Raw genomic sequence first — 21,663 nt, 5'->3', positions numbered from 1 at the left:
GCCGTTATGCTTCAATGGCTGCCTGAAAACGTGGCGAGCTATGGTTTCCGCTGGGACCAAGTATTCGCCCACATTTATTACATCGTCGGCGCCTGGTTCCTGGCCGCCGAGCTCCTCCTTTTCTTTTGCCTATTGGCTTTTCGCCGGACCCGCGGGCGGAAGGCCGCCTATCTGCCGGGCCACAGTTGGAAGGCCATGTCCTGGGTCCTGGTGCCGGCGGTGCTGGTCTTGGGCTTCGACGTGGTGATGGATGCCGAGCAGGTCCCGGTGTGGCGCCAGATCAAGCAGGACCTGCCGCCGGCCGACCAAGAGATTCTGGTGAACGGGAAGCAATTCGTCTGGGAATTCACCCACCCCGGCTCCGACGGGAAACTGGGGACCGCGGACGATGTCCAAAACATGAACCAGCTCTACGTCCCGGTCGACAAAGTGATCCATCTGCGGCTTCGGGCCGATGACGTCATCCACAGCCTTTTCATCCCCAACCTCCGCTTCAAGCAGGACGTGGTCCCGGGCCGGGAGATCCGGGGCTGGTTCAAGGCGATCAAGCCCGGCCAATACAAGATCTCCTGCGCCGAGCTTTGCGGAGTCGGCCACGGCAATATGGGCGGTTGGCTGCACGTGCTGAGCGCCGAGGATTACCAAAAATGGCTGAAAGGCGAGGAGCTCCATGTTCTACGTTGACGCCCATCACAAGATCGGCTTTTGGCGGCGCTACCTGTTCTCCACCGACCACAAGGTGATCGGCCTCCAATACATCATCACCGGACTATTCATGGCCCTGCTCGGCGGCTTCCTGGCCTATGCCTTCCGGATGCAGCTGGCCTACCCCAACCAGGAAATCCCGCTCTACGGGATGATGGGGCCGGACCTCTACAACGCCGCGGTGACCATGCACGGCACCATCATGCTCTTCTGGGTGGCCCAGCCGATCCTGGTCTCGGGCTTCGGAAACTACCTGGTGCCGCTGCAGCTCGGCGCCGAGGACATGTGCTTCCCCCGGCTCAACATGCTTTCGTTTTGGGTCTTCTTCGCCAGCACCGTCGTTTTGATCGCTTCCTTCTTCGTGCCGGGCGGAGCGATGGGCGGCGGCTGGACCTCTTATCCTCCGCTCAACGCCCGGATGGACTATACCGGCGTGGATTGGGGCGGCAGCCTTTGGATCCTGGCGGTGGCCCTCGAATTCGCGGCGGCCCTGATGGGCGGGATCAACATCCTGGCCACCACCCTCAACATGCGCTCCAAGGGCATGACCTTCTTCCGGATGCCGCTCTTCGTGTGGATGCAGGTCGCCGCCAACCTGATCTTCATGTTCTCGGTCGGCCCTCTGATCGCCGGCGCGCTGATGCTCTTGGCCGATCGGACCCTGGGCACCGGATTCTTCATTCCCCAATTGGGCGGCGACCCCCTCCTTTGGCAGCATCTTTTCTGGTTCTTCGGGCATCCCGAGGTCTACGTCCTGCTCCTGCCCTCTTTGGGGATCTTGGCCGAGGTGATTCCGACCTTCGCCCGCAAGCCGATCTTCGGATACCGGATGATCATCTATTCGGTGATCGCGGCCGGGGCGCTGAGCTTCATCGTTTGGGCCCACCACCAATTCATCAGCGGGCTGAACCCGCGCTTGGCGGTCGGCTTCTCGATCACCACCATCCTGATCTCGGTGCCTTTCGCCATCATCATTTTCTCCTTTCTGGCGACGCTGTGGCGGGCCTCGATCGAGTTCTCGACCGCCATGCTCTTCGCGGTCGGCATGCTGGCCGAGTTCCTCATCGGCGGCGTCACCGGCATCCACCTCGGCAGCACCGCCACCGACATCTACCTCCACGACACCTACTTCGTGGTGGCCCACTTCCACTACACCATGTTTCCGGTGACCTTCTTCGGGATGTTCGCCGGGATCTATTTCTGGTTTCCCAAGATGTTCGGCCGCAAGCTGAACGAGAAGCTGGGAAAGCTCCATTTCCTCGTCACTTTCGCGGCCTTCAACGTCATCTTCATCCCGCTCTTCGCCTATGGCCTGGCCGGGCACCAGCGGCGGATCTACGATCCGAGCCTCTTCGAAAACTTGGTCCCCTACCAACACCTCCACGTGCTCGCGACGGCGGCCACCATTGCCCTCTTGCTCGGGCAAATCCCCTTCATCTTCAATTTTTTCTGGAGCATGAAGAAAGGCCCGAAGGCCACGGCCAATCCCTGGCGGTCGAGCAGCCTGGAATGGGCCGCCGCTTCCCCGCCGGGCCACGGCAATTTCCTGGCTCCGCCGATGGTCTACCGCTGGCCCTACGAGTACAGCGCGCCGGCGAGCTCCGAGGACTACCGACCGCAATGGCTGGCGCCGGGAGAGAGGAATGATCATGCAAGCTAGCGCGAGCGTCGGACCTTACGAAACTGCCGGCGTGGTCACCGGCCGCCTCGGAATGTGGTGGGTCCTGGCTTCGGAGATCGTCATCTTTGGCGGAGCCGTGGTCATCTACCTGCTGTACCGGCTGCGCTATCCCGAATGGGCGGCCGAATCCGCCCACACCAATGAGCTGATCGGCCTGGCGAACACGGTGATTCTCCTGACCAGCAGCCTGACGATGGTCCTGGCTCACCAAGCGGCCACGCCCGAGCGGCGAGCCCGCTGCTCCCGCTTGCTCGGCGCCACCGTCCTGCTGGGGGCGGCTTTCTTGGGCCTCAAGGCTTATGAATACCGGAGCGAGCTCCTCGCCGGCTTCACTCCCACCAAGAATCTCTTCTGGTCCTTCTATTATTTCCTGACCGGCCTTCACGCCTTGCACATCGTGGCCGGCTTGATCGCGATCCTGGCGGTGCGCCGTGGCGTCCGGCGCGGCGAGAATTTTCAGCGAGTCGACCATGTCGGCCTCTATTGGCATTTCGTCGACGTGGTCTGGATCTTCCTATTTCCGATGCTTTACTTGGCGGGGAGGGCCGGATGAGCGACGCCAAATACACCCAAATCTACTGGGGCTTGATCGCGATGGTCGGAGGCAGCGCCTTGCTGAGCTGGCTGGGCCACGCCGGATGGGCGGTAGCCGCCATCTTCGCCCTGGCCGCCGCCAAGGCCTTCCTGGTGATCAGCTATTACATGGGGCTCGGCGAGGAACGAGTTTGGGTGAAGTGGATGCTGGCCTCGGCCGTCCTGGCCTTGGCGATCCTTTTCGTCGGCCTGATCCCCGACATCGTCGCCTTGGCGGGAAGGTTGGGGTCCTAGCATGGGTCCGCACGTCATCTGCTATCCGAGCTGGAATCTTCGCTCCGGCGGCGAGAAGCCCCTCGCCGCCAACGGGACCTTGGGCATGGCTCTCTTTCTGCTGGCCGAGATCATGTTCTTCTCGGGCTTGCTCAGCGCTTATTGGGTGCTGCGCAGCGGTTTCGACGTCTGGCCACCTCCAAGCCAGCCGCGGCTTCCCTGGGAAACCACCGCTGTCAGCACCTTTTTGCTCTTGCTGAGCGGTGGCTGCCTCTTCGCGGCGCGGCGATTTGCCGTCGGCGGACAATGGCGTTCGATGAAGCGGGCCATGGCGGCATGTCTGGCGCTGGGCTCGAGCTTCCTCCTCATCCAAGGCTATGAATGGGCGCGGCTCCTCGGTTTCGGCCTTCGAGCCGGGTCCGGCGTCTATGGCGGGACCTTCTATCTTTTGATCGGCTGCCATGCCCTCCATGTCGCCGCCGGTCTGGTCTACCTCTTCTTGGTGGCCCGGCGCTTGGGGACCAAGGATGCGATGGGCCCGCGGGATCGGCTGACGCCGGCGCTGATGTATTGGACTTTCGTCGTGGCTCTTTGGCCGCTGCTTTATGGACTGGTATATTTCTAAATTGGCTTGCTCGGTTTGCTTCTCGGCCGGTGCGCGCTCGCTGGAAGCCTACTATTGGACCACGGCCCTGCTGATGCTGCTGCCCCTCGGCATCGCCGGCGCGGCCATCTATTGGATTCGGAGCCGCAACAAGCGGCCATAAGGCTCTCTCGGCGCCGGTTTTGTCATCCTGAGCGAAGCGAAGGATGACAGGGCCTCTCGGGATGACAGGGCTGCTCAGGAGAGAAACGCCTAAAAGAGAGCTAATCCCTGGCAAGGCTTGGACGAAGGGGGCTAGAATGCTAGGATCCCGAGCTTATGCGAAACCTCTTTGTTCACGCCCTAATAGCCGCCGCCACCTTTTTGTCGATCCCCCAACTCCAGGCCGCAACCTGTAGCTCCGGCGACTTGCCGGCCGGCGGCGGCGAGGACTTGGTCGTGTCCGGAACCTGCACCGTTCCGGCCGGCGTCTACCATTACGGCAACGTGAATATCATCGGCGGCGGCACCTTGGAATTCGGCGACGCCATCGTCGATTTTTGGGCCAAGTCGATCCTCATCGAGAACGGCGGCACCTTGAGCGCCGGATCGCCGGCCAGCCCGGTCGGAATCAACGGCGTCCTGACTTTCCACCTCTACGGTCCGGACCTGGGCCCCGGCGCCAGCGGCGTCGCCTGCGCCACCGACAGCCGTTGCGGCATTCCCCAGGAAATTTGGGACAGCAACGGCGCCGACAAAGTCTGCCTGCCGCCGGATGCGCCGGACACGCCGCCGGCCCAATGCCGGGTCTACGACTATTTCTACCAATACAACCCGCTGCTCGTCGACACCGGCAATCCCAACGCTTTTTTCGGCTACAAGTCGATCGGCGTCTCTTACGGCGGCTCGCTCCGCCTCTTCGGCGAAAAAGGCTCGACCTTCGGCGATCTGCCCAGCTCCAGCTCGGGCCAGAGCTGGACTCGCCTGGCCCAAACCGCCAAGAACGGCGACAGCCAAATCGTCCTCGACAGCGCGGTCAACTGGAAGGCCGGCGACCGCATCGTCATCACCACCACCGACTATTTGCCCGGGCACAGCGAGGAAGTCGAAATCGACGAAGTGCTGCCGGATATGAAGACCCTCAAGCTGAAATCGGCGCTCAAATACATCCACAACGGCCAAAAGTTTCCGCTGGGCTCGATCCCCAACCGTTTGGGGCTCGATTTCCAAGAGGCCGAAACCCGGGCCGCGGTCGGCTTGCTCACCCGCAGCATCCGCATCGTCTCGGCCGGCGACGACTTCAACGCCGCCAACCCGACCTGCATCTACGATTGCTTCCCGCCGGCCGACCAAATGTTCCCCTCGACCGAGCAACCGGGCCAAGAGCATGCCTATTACTTCGGCGGCCACACCCTCGCCCGTCAGGGCTTCAAGGAAGTGCAGATTCAAGGCGTCGAATTCTACCAAATGGGGCAAGGCGGCCGGATCGGCCATTATCCGGTTCATTTTCATCACAGCCGGATGACGCCGCCCGACACCTTCGTCCGCGACTCCTCGGTCCATGACTCGATGACCCGTTGGATCACGCTCCACGCCACCTCCGGCGTCGAATTGGCCCGCAACGTCGGCTACCAGAGCATCGGCCACGGCTTCTACATCGAGGAGGCTTCCGAGGCCTACAACCAGCTCTTCTCCAACCTCGGCGTGCTGGCCCGGGCCGCGGTCGACAACATCCAAAACCCGCGCAAGGTCCCCGGCATCCTGGCCGCGCCGAACACCGCCGGCGTCCAGCCGCCGCTGCTCACCTATCAAAGCGACGTGGTCAATCCCTCGGTCTTCTGGATCATGAACGGCTGGAACGACTTCGAGTACAACATGGCCGCCGGCGCCACCGCCTGCGGCGCCTGCTATTGGCCGGTGCTGGGGTCGATCAGCGGCCATTCCCGGCACATGAAGTGGGAAGGCTACTCCGGAATCCAGATGGGATTGAACCGCGGCGGAACGGCGCCGATCAAGAATTTCACCGGGAACTTTTGCACTTCGGCGATGCATTCCTTCAACAGCACCCCCGATACGGCGGTTTGTCACGGCCTGGTCGACGGCTCGCTCCGCCTCAATGCGGTTCCCAATCCGCTGGCGCCGGCGCCCAACGCCGACAAGAGCTCCGAAGAGTACTATCCGGTCCTCGCCCAGACCCTACCGTCCTACACCCGTTGCGACGGCGACAACACCGACTGCAGCACCGTTCCGGTCTGCTCCGCCACCAACCGGGCGGCCTGCATGGTGACGGTCCTCGATCGCTTCACATCGGCCTTCCACTGGGCCGAAACCAATTTCTCGGCCATTTGGCTCCGACCCCGCTGGTTCCTTTTATTGAACAGCGTGATTTCCGACGTGCAGAACGCCGGCCTGACCTTCGTCACCGGCGGCGACTACACCCACTCCTCGGTCATTCCGGGCAACTGGATGCTGGCGCGCAAGAACGTCTTCATCGGCCATGCCCAGGAAGCCGTCGATCCGAACACTCAGGAAGTCTTGAATCCCTTCGTTTCCAACGCCGGCCCCTTCAACCCGCTGGAAACCGCCGGCGGCGCCCTCAAGGGCCTGAGCTGCGACAACCCCGACATCAACTATTGCCTCTCGGTCGACGAAGGCATCGCGATGCCGCTCAGCAATTTCGGCCTGAACCAGCGGCTCTTCAACATCTACGACGGCCCCTCGCTGCAGGATTCCAACGCCTACTTGAACGTCAAGACGACCTTGATCGACGACTGCCCCTTCCCCAATCCCAACCAGCAGTGCAACAACAGCCAATGGATGTACGGCAAGGTGTTGGGCATGCCCGGCGACCCGACCGCGGGCAAAGGCTTCCTGCCGAACGCGGCCATCGCCTGGAAGCAGAGCAACGGCTTCTATTATCCGCCGGCCTTCCATTCCACCAACCTCTTCTTCGACGGCGTCAACATCCGCCATTTCGTCATCGAGCCGCTCTTCCAGCCCGAAACCGCGACGACCTGGTTCAAGACCGACGAAGCCAAGACCAAGGCCTTCTACGCGACTTGGAATCCGGCCTCCTTCGACAATTTCACCGCGATCGACCGCCAGACGATCTTGAACGACGATGACGGCTCGCTGACCGGCCTCAAGCAAACCGTGTCGGTCAACGAGGATCCCTTCTTCGACGCGCCGGTCGAAACCTTGGAATGCTCCTCCTTCGGCACGGCCAAGACCAGCCCCTACGAGCACGTCACGACCGTGGTCTATCCCGACTGCGGGGTCGGCTGCGACCAGAACGTCTGGAACGCCAACTGCACCTCGGGTTGTTACGGCGTTCCGCTCTATCGGCAGCTCATGACCGGCGCCGAGAAGTCGGCCAACGACCCGAATATGAAGATCCGGATGATGGGCCCGGCCATCGGCGGACGCATCAACCTGACCACCAACAACGCCCGCTATTACATCAGCACCACCGACGGACCGGTGGCTCAGGGGCCGGCGGCGCTCAAGAACATCTTCGAGGGCGGCCGCACTTATTATGTCTTCTTCGTTTTCGCCCAACCCAGCACTCGGCAGACCTACCAAGTCTTCGTCGGAAAAAACCTGGGCGACTTCGAGGACAGCAACGTCGCCGCGGTCAAGGTTGCCTTGGACACCTTGAACCTCGGCTTCGACGGCCTGGAGTGGCCCGAGTCCTGGAAGAAATCCTACGACCCCGGCAGCGGCATCCTGTCGGTGACCGTCGACTTCTCCGAATTCCAAACCCAATTCACGGCGGCCCAAGCCAACGCCTGCCAGCCGGCTTCGTTCTGCGAGTGGAATTCCACCGCCAACACCTGCGATTGCGCCGCCCAGCTCCAGCAGGACGATCCGGATATCTACCAGGAATGCATCCAGCAAGTGGGCGCCGAGCAACGCACCATCTGCAGCTGGTCGGTTCGCGACATCGATTGCCCGGTCTTCGACGAGAGCGGAGTGCTGAAAAATCGCTGCCTCGGCTTTTCCTTCACCCTGCCGCCGGGCTTCGTGGCCGATGAAAGCGACCAGCGGCCGGAACCCTCCTGTTTTCCGCAGAGCGACGCCTGGAACGTGAGCTGGATGCCAGTCGGCGCCGATTTGGCGGGCGATTGCGCCAACGAAAATCCGCCGCCCGCCGACTTCTGCCCCCTGGGGGTCCAGAATCCGCCGCCACCGCCGCCGCCCATGGACCTTGACTTCGACGAGGACGGAATCCCCGACTTGGAGGACAATTGCGCCGAGCAGCCGAATCCCGACCAAGCCGACTCCGACGGCGACGGGGCCGGCGACGCCTGCGATCCCGACGACGACAATGACCAGATCCCCGACCACGAGGATCCCTTCCCCTTGACCCCGCTATCGCCGCCGGCGGCCCCGCCTCCCGAGCCGAGCGGGGGCTGCTCTCTTAATGTACGAAATCACGGGCGAATTCCGGGCCGATAAGACCACAACTTTCCCCGATTGGTTCCGATATTTAAAGCGATGGGTATCGGGTCCGCCATATATCAAGCGCTTAGTTATTTCTTGCCTTCGGTCTTTCCGCCGGCTCCGCCGCCGCCGACCGCCCAACAGCTCGAAGAAGCCGCCAACGACGCCTGCTGGCAGGACATCTACTCCGAGCCCTGCGCCCGGCTTTCGGACTTGGCCGAGCAAAGCGGCGGCATCAACGTCCGCCGGGAACTGACGGATTTGGAAGCTCGGATCCGCCCCTTGCTGAATGCCATCGTCGCGCAACAAGAGCAGAACGGCGGCCTCTGCACCGATCCCTCGGCCACCGAGCTCAACTACACTCCGGCCTGCTATTCGCCGGAGGTGGGCTGCTACACCGCCCTCCAATGCGTCGACGATTCGAACGATCCGGCGGAAAGATCTCTCCACGTCTTCATCATGCCCGAAGCCTCGCCCGAGCCCGTTTATCATTGATCCAAAGGCTGCGGCTCGGCCGACTCGGCGGCCGGCGCCTCGTAACCGTCTTCGGGATTTTCCAGCTCCAAGCCAGGTGCCTGCTGATAAATTTCGGCTAAATTTTCGAGATCGGTCGGCTCGCCTTCCGAAACGGCTCGGATCGGAGGCCGCGGTCTTTCGACTTCTTTTTTAATCGTCAGGAGCAGAGCCTCTTGCTGCGCCCAAAGCCCGGTGGGAATAATCAAAGCCAGCGCCGGTATCCAGGACAAAAACCGCCCCATACGTCCTCCTTTGTCCAGGACCGTCTCGTCAAAAATATACTAGCTTCCCGAGGCGATTTTCGAGGCCGGCGGCGGCCGGTAAGGCGCCGCCGGATCGACCCGATAGCCCTCGCCGTAGCGGTCGTGGTGCCGGACCCAAGCCATCGTGAAGGCCAGCCCCTCCTCGTCCCGGCCCTTGGGAACGAGATCGAGGAAGTTGTAAGTGCCGAGCAGGAGGTCGCCGCCACGGGCATAGCTGGAATAGGTGTGAAAAACGCCGCCGTCCTCCCCCCGGTAAAAAACACTGGTCCCGGGCGCCTCCTCGGCTCCGAAGCTCTGAGCCTCATAGTTATACTGGACCCGTCCCTTGACCAATTCCTCTTGGGTGAAAGAAACTTGGAAGTCGAAGTTGAAGTCGCTTCCGAAGGAGGAAACCCATTTGAACTTCCAACCCATCCGCTGCTGGAAAGCCCGAATTTTGGCGTAAGGGGCCCGCGACACCGCCACGAAGCTCACGTCCCGGGCCGCCAGATGAGCCAGGGTGCCGTCGACGTGGTCGCAGAGAAAGGAGCAGCTGGGGCAACCCTCCGCCCAATCGGGACCGAACATGAAGTGGTAAACGATCAATTGGCTGCGACCTCCGAAAAGGTCGGTCAAGGTTTCCCGGCCCGCCGGGCCGTCGAAGAGGTAGTTTTTCTCGACTTTCACCCAGGGCAATTCCCGCCGTTCGGCGCTGATCGCATCCCTCCGGTGAGTCAGGTCCTTCTCTTTTTTGAGCAATTTCTTCCGGGCCTTGAGCCATTCCTGGCGCGAGACGATTTTATGGCGCTCCATATTCCGCTCCTTTCTCGGTCTTCACCCGGACGACGGGCGAGTGTCGGGAAATCGACAGAATATTTCACTTCGAGGGATCGGGCTTGGAAGCTTCGGCCGGCGCCTGATACCACCGGTCCTTCGGCACGACTTTCGGCGCCTCGGGATCGCCCTCGTAGGCCGGCGTCATGATCTGGACCCCATGCTCGTTGAAGGCATCGAGGATGTTGCGATGGAGGGCCGAATAAAGTTGAGCCATGCGCTGCGGCTCTTGGCAATAGGCATTGATCTCGTAGTGGACCGCGAAATCGCCGAGGGCTTTTTGATGCACGAAGGGCGGGGGCTCCTTCAAGAGGCCGGGGGTCCGCTCGGCGGCCTGGAGCAGCATGGCCTCGACTTGCCGCCAGGGCACCTCGTAGCCGATGCCGACCTGGCTGTGGAGGATCAAACCCCGTTCCTTGGCCAAAGCGCTGTAGTTGACGACGCTGGTCCCCAAGATCAGGGAATTGGGCACGACGACCCGCTCGTTTTTCACGGTCCTAAGCTGAGTGGTCAAAAGCCGGCAGGCGGTGACGTCGCCGGTATGCTCGCCGATTTGAATCCGGTCTCCGACTTTGAAGGTGCCGCGGTAAACCATGCTGTAGCCCGCGATGAGATTGGAGACGATCGAGGAGGATCCCAAGGATACCAGCAAGCCGAGAAATATCGAGACTCCCTTAAAGGCCTCGGAATCGGAGCCCGGAATATAAGGATAAGCGACGACCAAGAGGAAGGCGATCGCGAAGATTCGCACCAGGTTGAAGGTCGGCTTGGCCCATTCCGGATCGAAGCCCGGAAGCTCGACGCTGCCCTGCTCCACTCCCGTAAAGAACAGCCGGATGACCCGAAGCGAGAAAATACCCAGTAGGACGATGACCACCAGGAAAAAGAAATCGGGCAGGTAGGCGACGATCGAATTCCCGATCGAGGCGAGGGGATTCAGCACCCAGTCCAAGAGCCGGCCGGCCAAGCCCCGGGTCGAGGGAAAACGAACCAGGACCATTTCGAAAAAGAGGTATAAAAGGACAAGGAGAATCAGAAACTGCAGGATCTGAGTCGTGAAGGTCAAGATCCGCAGGATCCGCTCGGCGCGGAGGACTTCCAGCGAGCCGATCTTGAAGGACTGAATCTGCGAAGCCGAGCGCCGCTTGAGCCTTTTGCGAAGCCCGGTGAAAAGCCGATGGACCAGGAAGGCCAGCAGAATCAAGACGGTCGCCGCGCCGGCCGCGAAGAACATTCCTTGCTTCAAAGTTTCGGGCTGGCGGTACCGCCGGTATTCGCGGATGGCCTCCTGAACTTTGACCACGGCGGCCCGGGCCGCCGCCTCCCGGGTCACCTCTTGACGCTTGGCATCCAGCTCGAAAACCGTGAAGAGAACACGGTCGCCGGCCATGACCTTAGTCGACTCGGCGCCTTCTTGAATCGACAAGACCTCCGGTGAGAAGCCGGGGTCTTGGGCCAAGCCGACGATGCGGTCGCGAATTTCTCCGGCCCGGCGTTTGGCCGGATAGGCTTCGATCCCACCCACGTGGAATAGAATCTCGCCGTCGATGATGACCGGCGCCCAGTCCTTGCCCTGATCGCCGGCTTGGCCCCAGGCCGCTGGCGCGGCCGAAAGCAAGAGAATCAGCGATCCCAGCATCGCGAGAATTTTCAGAATGGAAGGGCTGTTCATGCTCCGCAAAGATCCTCCCTCGATTATCGCCGCGCGAGGTTTTTGAAGTCCAATCATATTGCTTATTTTCAAGCGCTCGAGTAAAGCCACCCCTGTCCCCAGCAAAAAGACGCACAAGAGAAGGCTCGCTCTTGCCAAAGATTCGTGATTTCAATACCCTTATGGGCGATTCGCTCGCCGGGTGAGAGCCATGACCAATAGCCTCGAAGTTCCATTGCCTGAAACCCTTCGCGCGCCTCAAGTCATGATCTGGATGACCAATGAGGAGCATCGCTGCATCTACTGCAATGAATCGCTCCGGGAATTCGCCGGCGACATCGATCTGCTGGACAACGGCTGGCAGAAGCTGGTTCATCCCGACGACTTGAAGAAGGTCCAAGACAGCCAAGCCGATCTCCAATCCCAACCCAAATTCGGATTTTATCGCCAGGAATATCGATCCCGGCGGCCCGAGGGCCATTATGCCTGGATGCTCGACATCAGCTTCCCCCGCTTCGACGGCGACGGCCAATTCCTCGGCTACATCGGTTCGGTGGTGGACATTTCGGAACAGAAACACGAGGAGGAGCAGCTTAAGCAGCGCCAGATCGGCTTGGAGCGGCAAGTCCTCGAAGTGAGCGACCGGGAAAGACTGCGGCTGAGCAAAGGCCTGCAAGAGGACCTCTGCCAAAGCCTGAACGGCTTGGCCCTGAAGGCGATGGTCCTGGAGCGAAAGCTCCGAGCCGGTCCGACCCGCCCGGCGGCCAAGGTCGCCTCCGAGATCAGCGCCGGGCTCCATCAATTGGCCTTTCGAACCAAGGAAATTTCCCAATCGCTGTTTCCGGCCCTCTTGATCGACGAAGACTTCGCCTTGGTCGTCCAAGACCTCGCCGAGCGGACCCAGGAGCGTTACGGCGTCGAGGTCACCTGCCACTTCAGCTCGGCGGCGAGGGCGATGAATTCCGAAAGAAACCTCCATCTTTACCGGATCATCGAAGAGGCGGTGGACAATGCCGTTCGCCACGGCAAGCCCCGCCACATTAAAATCTACTTGGACAGCGATCCCGAAAAGGGCCACCGGCTGACGATCTGGGACGACGGGGTCGGATTCAGCGAGAAATCGGCCGACCGCGGTTTCGGAATCAGCTTCATGGAATACCGGGCCAAGCTGTTGGGCGGAAGGCTTCGCATCCAACGCCATCCGAACAAGAGAGGAACGCTGGTCCAATGTCGCTATTGAAGAAACAGGTCTCCTCCAAGAAAAAAGCGAAAAAGCGGATACTCCTGGTCGACGAGTTTCCCATCGTCCGCAGCGGCTTGACCGAGCTCTTCAAACGGACCGAGGACCTCCAGGTTTGCGGCGAAGCCGAAAGCCCGGCCCAAGTCCCGAATTTGGTCCGGCGGACCAAGCCCAACCTCGTCATCCTCGAGCTCCTGCTCCGCGGCAGCGCCAGCTTCGCTTTGATCGAGGAAATCCGCAGCGAGCATCCCGGCCTTCCGATCTTGGTCTATTCCTCGGAGAAGGAGTTTTTCCTGGCCCAGCGGGCGCTGGACGCCGGAGCCGAAGGCTATCTTCACAAGCGCGAAGCCGCCCCGGCCATCCTCGAAGCGGTCCGCTCGCTGCTCGAGGGAAAAGTTTACATTAGCCCCCTTCTCACCGAAAGCGCGAGCTCCCAAGTGGTGCCGCTCGGCGGATCCAAAGGGCTTCGCGGCATCCAGAAAATGAGCAACCGCGAATTGCAGATCTTCCAGCTGCTCGGCGAGGGCCAGAATACCCGGGAGATGGCGATGAACCTCGGCCTGAGCGTCAAGACGGTCGAGACCTACTGCGCCCGGCTCAAGACCAAGCTGCACATCCGCAACGTCAACGAGCTGCTGCGCTCGGCCACCTTTTGGATCGCCAAGCACGGCGGCGCCGATTCCAGCCGCTGAGTCATTTGTAGGGTTTGCCCTGACATATTCGATGGGCTCTGACCCTCTCACCAAAAAAATCTTCAATTTCCCCAGAAAATAGCCATTTTCCCCACCCGGCTACCGGTCCTTTGTCAGAAAAAACCCTTCTTGTCGCACCGAGTCGACGGATCAAAAATTTTTTCCACAATCCTCGAGAAGGAGGCTCAAAATGAGCATCTCAAAATGGAAATATTGGATCGCGGGCGGAATCGGAACCTTGATGCTGAACGGCGGCTCGGCGTTCGGCAGCGACTTTCTGAACTTGTGTCTCACCAATCACCAGCCGCCGGCCGGCGTCGACGTCAACCTGCCGGAGGACGATTCGCCGAAAGCCGGAACGCCCGGCTTCCCGGTCGACGCTTGGGCCTGGAACGCCCACGTCCAGACCTTGGCCGGCCATGACTACGCTTTCGGCTTCCTCTATCTATACCTGCCCTTCGACGTCCTGGTGGTCTTCGGCAATATCACTGACGTCGACGGCGGAAGCTATCACAACCAAACCTGGGCCACCTTCGGCATCCCCTACGTGCCGACCGAGGACGGCTACCTCGACATCCGCCTGGCCGACACTCCCATTTCTCACAATGCCCCGACGGCTAAAGGCTATGCCGGCGATTACCGGGTCACCCATGAGATCGACGACCTCAAGTTCGACGTCACCTTCTTCAACCTGAAGGACCCGATCTACCACGGCGGCGACGGCTTCCTGCCCTACATCGATCCCAGCACCGGCAACGACGTCGGGAGCAATTACTATTACAGCCGGGCCCGGGCCGCGGTCGTCGGCAAGGTCACCGACGGCGGCAAGACCAAGCTGGTCGTCGGCGAAGGCTGGTCCGAACGGCAGATGCCGGTCGCCGAGCAGGGCGACCTCAAGATGTTCTGGTACGCGATCCGCCTCGATAACGGCGAGGAGATCATGCTCTACGACATCACCATGCGGCAAACCGGCGAGCAGGTGATCGAGACCGGCACCTACGCCTTCGCGCCGCCCTTCTGCGGCTATGAAGAGCTGACCGGCGACGACTTCGAGATGACCACCGAGGGGAGCTTCATCAGCCCGGTGACCGGGACCGAATATCCGACGGTCTTCCACGCCGACATCCCCTCCCGCAACACTTATCTGACCCTGACCCCGCTGTTGCCGAATCAAGAAGTGTTCAACACCTTGGGACTCTTTCATTCATTCTACAACGGAGCGGCGACGGTCGAAGGAACGGTCGATGGCCAGCCGGTCTCCGGAACCGCCGAAATCCAAGATTGGATCGGCGGCCCCCCCAATCCGGTTTAGAGCGAGCGCGGCTATAGGGCCGTTAGGAGCGACCGCCCTCGAAAGGGGGCGGTCTTTTTATTTGGCGGATTTCTTTTTGGTCGTGGGAGCGGGAGTGGAATCGGCGGCGGCTTGGGCCTGCCGCTGTTGCTGCTCGACGAAGTTCAAGCGGAGATAAGCGACGGCCGCCATGTCTTGAACCCGAACGGCCTTGTCCTCGAACAGCGGAATCAAGTCCTCCTTCACCGAAGGGTCGTTGCGCATCGCCAGCGAATGGACCGCCGCGGCTCGAACGACCGGGCTCTTGTCCTTCAAGGCTCCGCGCAAGGCCTGGAGGGAAGCGGGGTCCTTGCCATGGGCGAAAGCCAAGGCCGCCATCGACTGGCCGTTGGCCTTGTGGTCGGCCATCAACTGGGTCATCGTCGAATAACCCATGGCGAGGCCGGGAACCGGAGCGAAGCGGATGCCCAAATGGAACATCGTCAAAAAGAAACGCTTCTTGCTGTTGAAAGTGGCCAGGGCCTGCCTTTGATGAGCGGTGAGAAAGCCGGAGCTCGTCCCCTTCTCCTTCTCCAAGACCTCCAAAAGCACTTGCTCGCCGGCGGGATCGCCCAGCATCCAGAGAGCCTGGGCCGCGCAGAAAAATACCTCGGGAACCGGGTCGGCCAAGGCTTTCTTGAGCGCCGGAATCGCCCCGGGGTTCTTGAGCGAGGCCAGGCTGGCGCAGGCCGCGGTGCGGACCTCGACTTTTTTGTCCTCCAAGGCCTTGGTCAGGAAGTCGAAGACTTTTTGGTGGGGACCGCCCAAGCTGGCCGCGACCACAATTTCGTAGCGCTTGTCGGCATCCTTGTTGGCCATGGCTTCGTCGATGATTTGCCAGGCCCGCTTTTCCGGCTCGGTGTCCGGAATTTTAGGCGGCTCCTTGGCGACGGCCCCCTGAAGAAGCGCGAAAGTCAAAATCATGATTCCGCCCAAGGCGCGGACCGGCGTTTTGGCAAACGGCATAACCCTCCCCCTGATTCAGGCGATGAAGCAAAAATGATCCGCCCCGGGGAGCAAAACCGCAATCAATATTTTTGTCGAATTGGCCCTCCTGGTCCGTCGTGCTAATGTTCGAACCCAATCGACATCAAGACCTTAAAGGAGGCCTATGAGCAGCAATAAAATGGTATGGACCGGAAGAATCCTCTCCGCCCTGATCGCCCCCCTCTTCGCCATGAGCGCGGTGATGAAGCTCATCGCTCACCCGAAGGCGGTCGAGGGGATGGGGCATCTGCAACTGCCTGCTCCCCTGCTCTTCCCGCTGGGCGTGGTCGAGTTGATCTGCCTGGTGCTCTACCTCATCCCCAAAACCGCGGTTTTGGGAGCCCTATTGCTCACCGGCTACCTCGGCGGCGCCATCCTCACTCATCTGCGGCTCAGCGAGCCGATCTTGATGCCGATCGGTCTGGGCGTCGTGATCTGGCTGGGCATCTATCTGCGGGAGCCGCGGCTCCGGCAGGTTCTGCCGCTGCGCCTTGCCGCTACATCGGCCGATAAGTGATGGCCGCCAAAACGGCGCCTTGCGGATCTTGAATGACGCAAAAACGGCCGACGTCGGGGATGTCTTGGGGCCCGGCCAAAATTTTGCCGCCCAGCTCCTTGGCGTTCTTCGCCGTTTCGTCGACGTTCTCCACCGTCACATAGCTCATCCAGGCCGTCGGCATCGGCCCGCAGCTCGGCGGCGGCTTGAAAAGACCGCCGAATTTGCGGCCGCCGACGCTGGCGACTTCGTATTCGACCGGCGAGTTGGGAAAACGCTCAAAGGTCCAACCGAATAAGGTTCCGTAAAACTTTTTGGCGGCCTCGGCATCGCTGGTGGTCAGCTCGGTCCAGCTGACCGCTCCGTGCTTGTTGAACAACTCTTCGTCCATAAGTTCTCCTTCTAGAGATGGCTATTTAGCCATACGACGGACGGGGATCCTAGGCTCGACATTTTATTTCTCGAAAGATTATATTTCCAGCCCGATCGGCTCATGTCGATTCAGCGACCCTTGCCCGTCGTGGGGATGAAAAGGAGGACAAATCGGATGGCAAACAAAATCTTCGTCAATTTGCCCGTCAAGAACCTCGATCGCTCGGTGAGCTTCTTCACCAAGCTGGGCTTCAAGTTCAACCCTCAGTTCACCGACGAAACCGCGACCTGCATGATCGTCACCGACGACATCTTCGTCATGCTCTTGACCGAGCCCAAGTTCAAGGGCTTCATCCCCAACGAAATTTGCGACGCCAAAAAATCCACCGAAGTGCTGGTCGCCCTCAGCCTCGAAAATCGCCAACAGGTCGATGAAATCGTCAGCAAGGCCCTTGCCGGCGGCGGCCGAACCTTTCGAGAGCCGGAAGATTTGGGCTTCATGTATGCCCACTCCTTTCAGGACCCGGACGGCCACATTTGGGAACCCTTTTACATGGACCCCAGCTTCATCAAGGAATGAATATGAAATTCGTCTGCTTAGGCTATATCGAAGAGAACAAGTTCGAATCCTTGTCCGAACAAGACCGCAACGCAATGGTCGACGAGTGCTTCAACTACGACGACCTCTTGCGGGCGAAGGGCCACTTCGCCGGCGGCGAAGCCCTCCAAGGCCCGCGCAGCGCGGCCACCCTGCGCTGGCAGAACGGCAAGGTCACGGTCACCGACGGCCCCTACGCCGAGACCAAGGAGCAGATCGGCGGAATCCTGATCCTCGAAGCCAAGGATCTGAAGCACGCCATCCAGCTGATGTCGGAGCACCCCGGAGTGAAAGCCGGCCCCTTCGAAATCCGGCCGGCCGCCGACCTGAGCGGAATGGTCGAGGAAAGCGAGCGGCGCCGGGGTAAGCGTTAGTGGGTATTTAGCCAATTCAAGACGTAATCGGCCTCTTCGTGCCAAGTCGGAAGGCCGAGCACGAAGTGATTCTTGCCGGGAAATTCCTTGTACTCGATCACCGAGCCGTTCTTCTTGTACTTGGCGAAATTGCGCCGATTGAGGTGAGCCGGCGCGATCGTGTCGGCGCTGCCCCCGATGAGCAATAAGGGTACATGGGGCTTGTCGTAGTCGACCTTCGCGGCATCGGTCAGGCCATCTCGGGCCACCAGCTTCGATTCGGGGATCGCGTTCGCCTCATAGGCCTTCCTTTGCTCCTCGAGCGGCATGCCATTGGTGAAGGCGTATTGCCAGGTCTCGAAGGACATCAAGTAGTCCTCCTTGGTCGAGGTCAAATAGCCCAGCGCCCGCCAGCCAGCCTTGAGAAAAGAAAACTCGTAGGGAAAAACGCCGAGCGGCGGAATCGAGTGGATGGCAACGCCGGCCGCCGCCAAGTCGCGATTGACCAAGACTTGGGTGATGCAGCCGCCCAAGGAGTGGCCGATCAGGATCGGCTTTTCGGGCAAAGACCTTATCACATCCGCATAATGGTCAATCACCGCGGCTAAGCGGTTTTGGGCGATCGGCGAATGGGGATGTTGCCGCCGCAGCTCGGCCGGATCGCCGTCCTTGTGGGGATGGGGCGGGGCCAGTGTCTTATAGCCCTTGCTCTCGAAATAGTTTTGCCAAGGTTCCCAGCCGCGATTGGTGACGAAGGCTCCGGTGACGAAGACCACATGCTTCGATTGAATGTTTTCCATGACGGAAGCTTAACGCCGTCGCCCCAGCCTTGACAGCCCCAATTTCGTATTCATCTGAGCCTTCCTATGGTCTCTTTTCCCGATACCGCGATTCCCGTCTTAGCAAGCCGCAACCTGGTCTTGTTCCCCGGCCAAGCCGTGCCCATGCGCATCGGCCGCGCCAAGAGCCTCAAGGCGGTCGAGCAGGCCCGCGATGGCCAGGGCTGGATCCTGGTCCTCGCTCAAAAAACGGGCAGCGACAGCCCTGAAAGCGGCGATCTATATAAGGTAGGGACTTTGGCCAAACTGAGCCATCTCTCCGGCAACCGCAAGGACGGTTATCAGGCCATCGTCACCGGCCAAGCCCGCTTCGAGGTCGAGAGTTTTTCGGACTCGTCCGACCTGCTCGAGGCCCATGGCCGGGTCGTGGAGGACCTCCCGGACCTGGAGGAAGGAACTTCGCGGGTCCTGGTCAAGCACTTGAAAGATTTGGCCAAGGAGCTGCTCTCCTACTTCCCCGGCGATTTGCGGAAGTTGGCCGGCTTCATCGACGCGATCGAGGACCCGGTTCTGCTCAGCCACACCGCCTCCCAGCACCTGGAGCTGGAGCTCCCCCAAAAGCAGGAGCTGCTCCAGCAGATTTCCTTGCGGCAACGCTACCTGAGCCTGCTCGACCTTCTGGCCAAGCAGAAGGAAGAGCTCAAGCTGCAGAGCGAGGTCAACCGCAAGCTCAACGAAAAGCTGGGCAAGCAGCAGCGCGAGGCCATCTTGCGCGAGCAGCTGCGGACCATCCAGGAGGAGCTCGGCGAAGGCAAGGCCGGCGCCGACAAGGATTACGAGGCCAAGATCGAAGAGGCCGGCATGCCCGAGGAGGTGAAGAAGATCGCCCTCGAGCAGTCGAACCGGCTCAAGAGCATCGGCGAATCCTCGCCCGAATCCCACGTCATCCGGAACTATCTCGATTTGCTGGTGGCCATGCCCTGGTCGAAAGCCTCGGCCGGCGACATCGACCTCGAGCTCGCGAGGCAGACGCTGGACCGCGACCACTATGGCCTCGACAAAATCAAGAAGCGGATCATCCAACACTTGGCGGTCCTCAAGCTCAAGAAGGAGAAGAAGGGCTCGATCCTGCTCTTGGTCGGACCGCCGGGCGTCGGCAAGACCAGCCTGGGCAAGAGCATCGCCTCGGCCCTGGGCCGGAAGTTCGTCCGGGCCAGCCTGGGCGGCGTCCGCGACGACGCCGAGATCCGCGGCCACCGCCGCACTTATATCGGCGCCCTGCCCGGCCGCATCGTCGAGGGCATCAAGCGGGCCGGGGTGAAGGACCCGGTCTTCATGCTCGACGAGATCGACAAGCTTTCGCGGGGCTTCGCCGGCGATCCGGCCAGCGCCCTCTTGGAAGTGCTCGATCCGGAGCAGAACAATGCCTTCACCGACCATTATCTCGACGTGCCCTTCGACCTCTCGAACGTCTTCTTCATCGCGACGGCCAACACCCTGGAGTCGATCCCGGGGCCGCTGCTCGACCGGATGGAGACCATCCAGCTCTCCGGCTACACGATCCCGGAAAAGCTCCACATCGCCAAGCAGCACTTGGTCCCGAAGCAGCTCGAGGAGCACGGCCTAAGCCCTGCCCAGCTCGAGCTGAGCGACGAAGTCCTGCTCAAGGCGATCGGCTCCCACACCCGCGAGGCCGGCGTCCGCGAGCTGGAGCGCAAGATCGCGAACCTCGTCCGGGCCTCGGCCGAGAAAGTCTTGGCCAAGGAGGCCCAGTTGCCGGTGCGGGTCCAAGTCGAGGAATTGGACGAGATCCTGGGCGCCGAGAAATTCTTTCATGAGGTGGCCGAGCTCTACACCCCGCCCGGCGTGGTGACCGGCTTGGCTTGGACCCCGCTCGGCGGCGAGATCCTTTTCGTCGAAGCCAAGCTGATGCCCGGTTCGGGCCACCTGACCCTCACCGGCCAGCTCGGCGACGTCATGAAAGAGTCGGCTCAGATCGGCTTAAGCCTGGTGCGCTCCAAGCTCGCCGGCTTGGCCGAGAGCTTCGACTTCGCCAAGAGCGACGTCCACATCCACGTACCGGCGGGCGCCATCCCCAAGGACGGCCCTTCGGCCGGCGTGACGATGGTCACGGCCTTGGCCAGCCTGCTGCTCAACCGCTCGGTCGATCCCAAGCTGGCCATGACCGGCGAGATCACGCTGCGCGGCGCGGTGACGCCGGTCGGCGGCATCAAGGAAAAGGTCATCGCCGCCCACCGGGCCGGCATCGAGCGGGTGATCCTCGCCAAGAAGAACGAGCGCGACCTGCGCGACATTCCGACCGAGGTCCGCGAGGGACTCCAATTCGAGTTCGCCGAGCGGGTCGAGGACGTGCTGCGCATCGCCTTGGGCGTGGAATTGCCCAAAGAACCCTCGCTGGCGACTTCGGCTTGGGCCGCGGCCTCCTAAAATTCGATTGTCGCCGCCCGGATTCCGGGAGTAGAGCCGCCGAATGGGAGCGACCCGCAAAAATCGACGGCCGATTTTCCTGGTCGCTTTCGCCCGCGGCGGCTCCAACCTCCTGCTCAACATGCTGCGAAGCCATCCCGAGGTCTGCTCGCCACGAGGCGAAACCCAGGAGGTCTTTTTGGGCAAACCCGATGAGAGTCCAGCGGTCCGCGCCGGCAAGGCGCTGCGCTACCTGCCGATCTGGCTCTCGCTGCGGGGGCATCGCCTGTCGGATCGGGATTGGCGGCCGCGCCCGGCCTTCGGCCCCGCCGCCCAGCGGCGCATCGACCGCATCCTCTACGACGAGAAGCTTCGGGCCCGCGGCGAAGGCCAAAACGAATTCATCCGCGAGAACGTCCGCTACACCGATACCGAGATCGAGGCCGCCCGGCTGCTTTGCAAAAATCTCAACGGCTTGATCTTCGCCTCGTATGAGTTTCATCGGATCTATCCCGACGCCACCTTCCTGGCCTTGATCCGGGACGCCCGGGCCGTGGTCGAGGGCCACCTCCGCCGCGGCCACGAGCTGGAAACCTTCGCCCTTAATTACGAGCGCGCTGCCCGGCAGATGACCGAGGACTCCCAACGGATTCCCCGCTACCGCCTCCTGCGCTATGAGGATTTGGTCGCCGATCCCTGGAAGACTCTCGAAGAGGTTTATCGCCATTGCGATCTGGACTTGGCTCAGGTGCCGAAGATTCGCCTCGAAACCAAGGCGGTCATGGACGGTGAGGGCAAGCACGTCTTCGTCCAGGGAGCCGAGGGCAAGCGGATGGTTTGGTATGACCTCGAGGACTTCCACCACCACATCGTAGGCCAGGCCAACGAGAATCAGATCCAGCGGCTGGGCTCCGAGCTTCGGGCTCG

Annotated in this window: 22 protein-coding genes; 16 read left to right on the top strand and 6 right to left on the bottom strand. The window is 61.3% G+C overall.

Annotated features, from left to right (window positions below; all coding sequences use genetic code 11):
* The first annotated feature begins 6 nt into the window (after nt 1-6).
* The 8 genes from VJR29_08400 (at nt 7) to VJR29_08365 (ending at nt 8,714) form a co-directional block, all read left to right on the top strand.
* Nucleotides 7-684 carry a cytochrome C oxidase subunit II gene (locus VJR29_08400; protein HKY63424.1) on the top strand — a complete coding sequence of 226 codons (678 nt, stop codon included), beginning with the start codon at nt 7-9 and terminating at the stop codon, nt 682-684.
* Nucleotides 671-2,365, top strand: a complete 1,695-nt coding sequence (locus VJR29_08395; protein ID HKY63423.1) for a cbb3-type cytochrome c oxidase subunit I — start codon at nt 671-673, stop codon at nt 2,363-2,365. The genes VJR29_08400 and VJR29_08395 overlap by 14 nt, the downstream gene beginning before the upstream one ends.
* On the top strand, nt 2,355-2,939 hold the full coding sequence (locus VJR29_08390; protein HKY63422.1) for a cytochrome c oxidase subunit 3: 585 nt from the start codon (nt 2,355-2,357) through the stop codon (nt 2,937-2,939). The genes VJR29_08395 and VJR29_08390 overlap by 11 nt, the downstream gene beginning before the upstream one ends.
* Complete coding sequence (locus VJR29_08385) at nt 2,936-3,214, top strand: cytochrome C oxidase subunit IV family protein (GenBank protein HKY63421.1); 279 nt, start codon at nt 2,936-2,938, stop codon at nt 3,212-3,214. The genes VJR29_08390 and VJR29_08385 overlap by 4 nt, the downstream gene beginning before the upstream one ends.
* Before the next feature lies 1 nt (nt 3,215).
* Nucleotides 3,216-3,818, top strand: coding sequence for a cytochrome c oxidase subunit 3 (locus VJR29_08380; protein ID HKY63420.1), 603 nt, complete (start codon nt 3,216-3,218; stop codon nt 3,816-3,818).
* Nucleotides 3,799-3,960 carry a hypothetical protein gene (locus tag VJR29_08375; protein ID HKY63419.1) on the top strand — a complete coding sequence of 54 codons (162 nt, stop codon included), beginning with the start codon at nt 3,799-3,801 and terminating at the stop codon, nt 3,958-3,960. The genes VJR29_08380 and VJR29_08375 overlap by 20 nt, the downstream gene beginning before the upstream one ends.
* A 155-nt stretch (nt 3,961-4,115) precedes the next feature.
* Complete coding sequence (locus VJR29_08370; GenBank protein ID HKY63418.1) at nt 4,116-8,234, top strand: thrombospondin type 3 repeat-containing protein; 4,119 nt, start codon at nt 4,116-4,118, stop codon at nt 8,232-8,234.
* A 39-nt stretch (nt 8,235-8,273) separates the two neighbouring features.
* Nucleotides 8,274-8,714, top strand: coding sequence for a hypothetical protein (locus VJR29_08365; protein ID HKY63417.1), 441 nt, complete (start codon nt 8,274-8,276; stop codon nt 8,712-8,714).
* On the opposite strand, the gene VJR29_08360 is transcribed toward VJR29_08365, so the two are convergent.
* From VJR29_08360 to VJR29_08350, 3 genes are all read right to left on the bottom strand, one after another.
* Entirely contained in the window at nt 8,708-8,977 is a 270-nt protein-coding gene (locus tag VJR29_08360; protein ID HKY63416.1) for a hypothetical protein, read from the bottom strand. The two genes, VJR29_08365 and VJR29_08360, sit on opposite strands and share 7 nt — an antisense overlap.
* Nucleotides 8,978-9,016: 39 nt before the next feature.
* Nucleotides 9,017-9,790 carry a thioredoxin family protein gene (locus VJR29_08355; protein ID HKY63415.1) on the bottom strand — a complete coding sequence of 258 codons (774 nt, stop codon included), beginning with the start codon at nt 9,788-9,790 and terminating at the stop codon, nt 9,017-9,019.
* 64 nt (nt 9,791-9,854) lie between these two features.
* The gene (locus VJR29_08350; GenBank protein ID HKY63414.1) at nt 9,855-11,483 is read right to left on the bottom strand and encodes a mechanosensitive ion channel family protein; all 1,629 of its coding nucleotides are present in this window, start codon (nt 11,481-11,483) and stop codon (nt 9,855-9,857) included.
* A 190-nt stretch (nt 11,484-11,673) separates the two neighbouring features.
* Between VJR29_08350 and VJR29_08345 the strand changes: the two genes are divergently transcribed.
* The 3 genes from VJR29_08345 (at nt 11,674) to VJR29_08335 (ending at nt 14,706) form a co-directional block, all read left to right on the top strand.
* Entirely contained in the window at nt 11,674-12,702 is a 1,029-nt protein-coding gene (locus VJR29_08345) for a PAS domain-containing protein (GenBank protein ID HKY63413.1), read from the top strand.
* Entirely contained in the window at nt 12,690-13,394 is a 705-nt protein-coding gene (locus VJR29_08340) for a response regulator transcription factor (GenBank protein HKY63412.1), read from the top strand. The genes VJR29_08345 and VJR29_08340 overlap by 13 nt, the downstream gene beginning before the upstream one ends.
* A gap of 190 nt (nt 13,395-13,584) precedes the next feature.
* Nucleotides 13,585-14,706 (top strand): lipocalin family protein, encoded by a 1,122-nt coding sequence (locus VJR29_08335; protein HKY63411.1) that lies wholly within the window; start codon nt 13,585-13,587, stop codon nt 14,704-14,706.
* A gap of 57 nt (nt 14,707-14,763) precedes the next feature.
* Here VJR29_08335 and VJR29_08330 read toward each other — a convergent pair whose 3' ends face one another.
* Nucleotides 14,764-15,690 (bottom strand): HEAT repeat domain-containing protein, encoded by a 927-nt coding sequence (locus VJR29_08330; GenBank protein HKY63410.1) that lies wholly within the window; start codon nt 15,688-15,690, stop codon nt 14,764-14,766.
* Between the two features lie 145 nt (nt 15,691-15,835).
* Here VJR29_08330 and VJR29_08325 point away from each other — a divergent pair, with 145 nt between their 5' ends.
* The gene (locus VJR29_08325) at nt 15,836-16,228 is read left to right on the top strand and encodes a DoxX family protein (protein HKY63409.1); all 393 of its coding nucleotides are present in this window, start codon (nt 15,836-15,838) and stop codon (nt 16,226-16,228) included.
* On the opposite strand, the gene VJR29_08320 is transcribed toward VJR29_08325, so the two are convergent.
* Nucleotides 16,209-16,598 (bottom strand): VOC family protein, encoded by a 390-nt coding sequence (locus tag VJR29_08320; protein HKY63408.1) that lies wholly within the window; start codon nt 16,596-16,598, stop codon nt 16,209-16,211. The genes VJR29_08325 and VJR29_08320 overlap by 20 nt on opposite strands.
* 156 nt (nt 16,599-16,754) lie before the next feature.
* Between VJR29_08320 and VJR29_08315 the strand changes: the two genes are divergently transcribed.
* Both VJR29_08315 and VJR29_08310 read left to right on the top strand, forming a co-directional pair.
* The gene (locus VJR29_08315) at nt 16,755-17,159 is read left to right on the top strand and encodes a VOC family protein (protein ID HKY63407.1); all 405 of its coding nucleotides are present in this window, start codon (nt 16,755-16,757) and stop codon (nt 17,157-17,159) included.
* Nucleotides 17,160-17,161: 2 nt separating this feature from the next.
* Nucleotides 17,162-17,551 (top strand): YciI family protein, encoded by a 390-nt coding sequence (locus VJR29_08310; GenBank protein HKY63406.1) that lies wholly within the window; start codon nt 17,162-17,164, stop codon nt 17,549-17,551.
* On the opposite strand, the gene VJR29_08305 is transcribed toward VJR29_08310, so the two are convergent.
* Nucleotides 17,548-18,330, bottom strand: a complete 783-nt coding sequence (locus tag VJR29_08305; GenBank protein ID HKY63405.1) for an alpha/beta hydrolase — start codon at nt 18,328-18,330, stop codon at nt 17,548-17,550. The genes VJR29_08310 and VJR29_08305 overlap by 4 nt on opposite strands.
* A gap of 66 nt (nt 18,331-18,396) precedes the next feature.
* Here VJR29_08305 and lon point away from each other — a divergent pair, with 66 nt between their 5' ends.
* Both lon and VJR29_08295 read left to right on the top strand, forming a co-directional pair.
* Nucleotides 18,397-20,757, top strand: coding sequence for an endopeptidase La (gene lon / locus VJR29_08300; GenBank protein ID HKY63404.1), 2,361 nt, complete (start codon nt 18,397-18,399; stop codon nt 20,755-20,757).
* Between the two features lie 43 nt (nt 20,758-20,800).
* Nucleotides 20,801-21,663 (top strand): sulfotransferase (locus tag VJR29_08295; GenBank protein ID HKY63403.1); only part of this gene is annotated, 863 nt, incomplete at its 3' end.

Source organism: bacterium (assembly GCA_035281585.1).
Classification (GTDB): domain Bacteria; phylum UBA10199; class UBA10199; order DSSB01; family DSSB01; genus DATEDP01.
The sequence above is the reverse complement of the archived record's forward strand: the minus strand, read 5'-3'. Positions and strand labels throughout refer to the sequence as shown.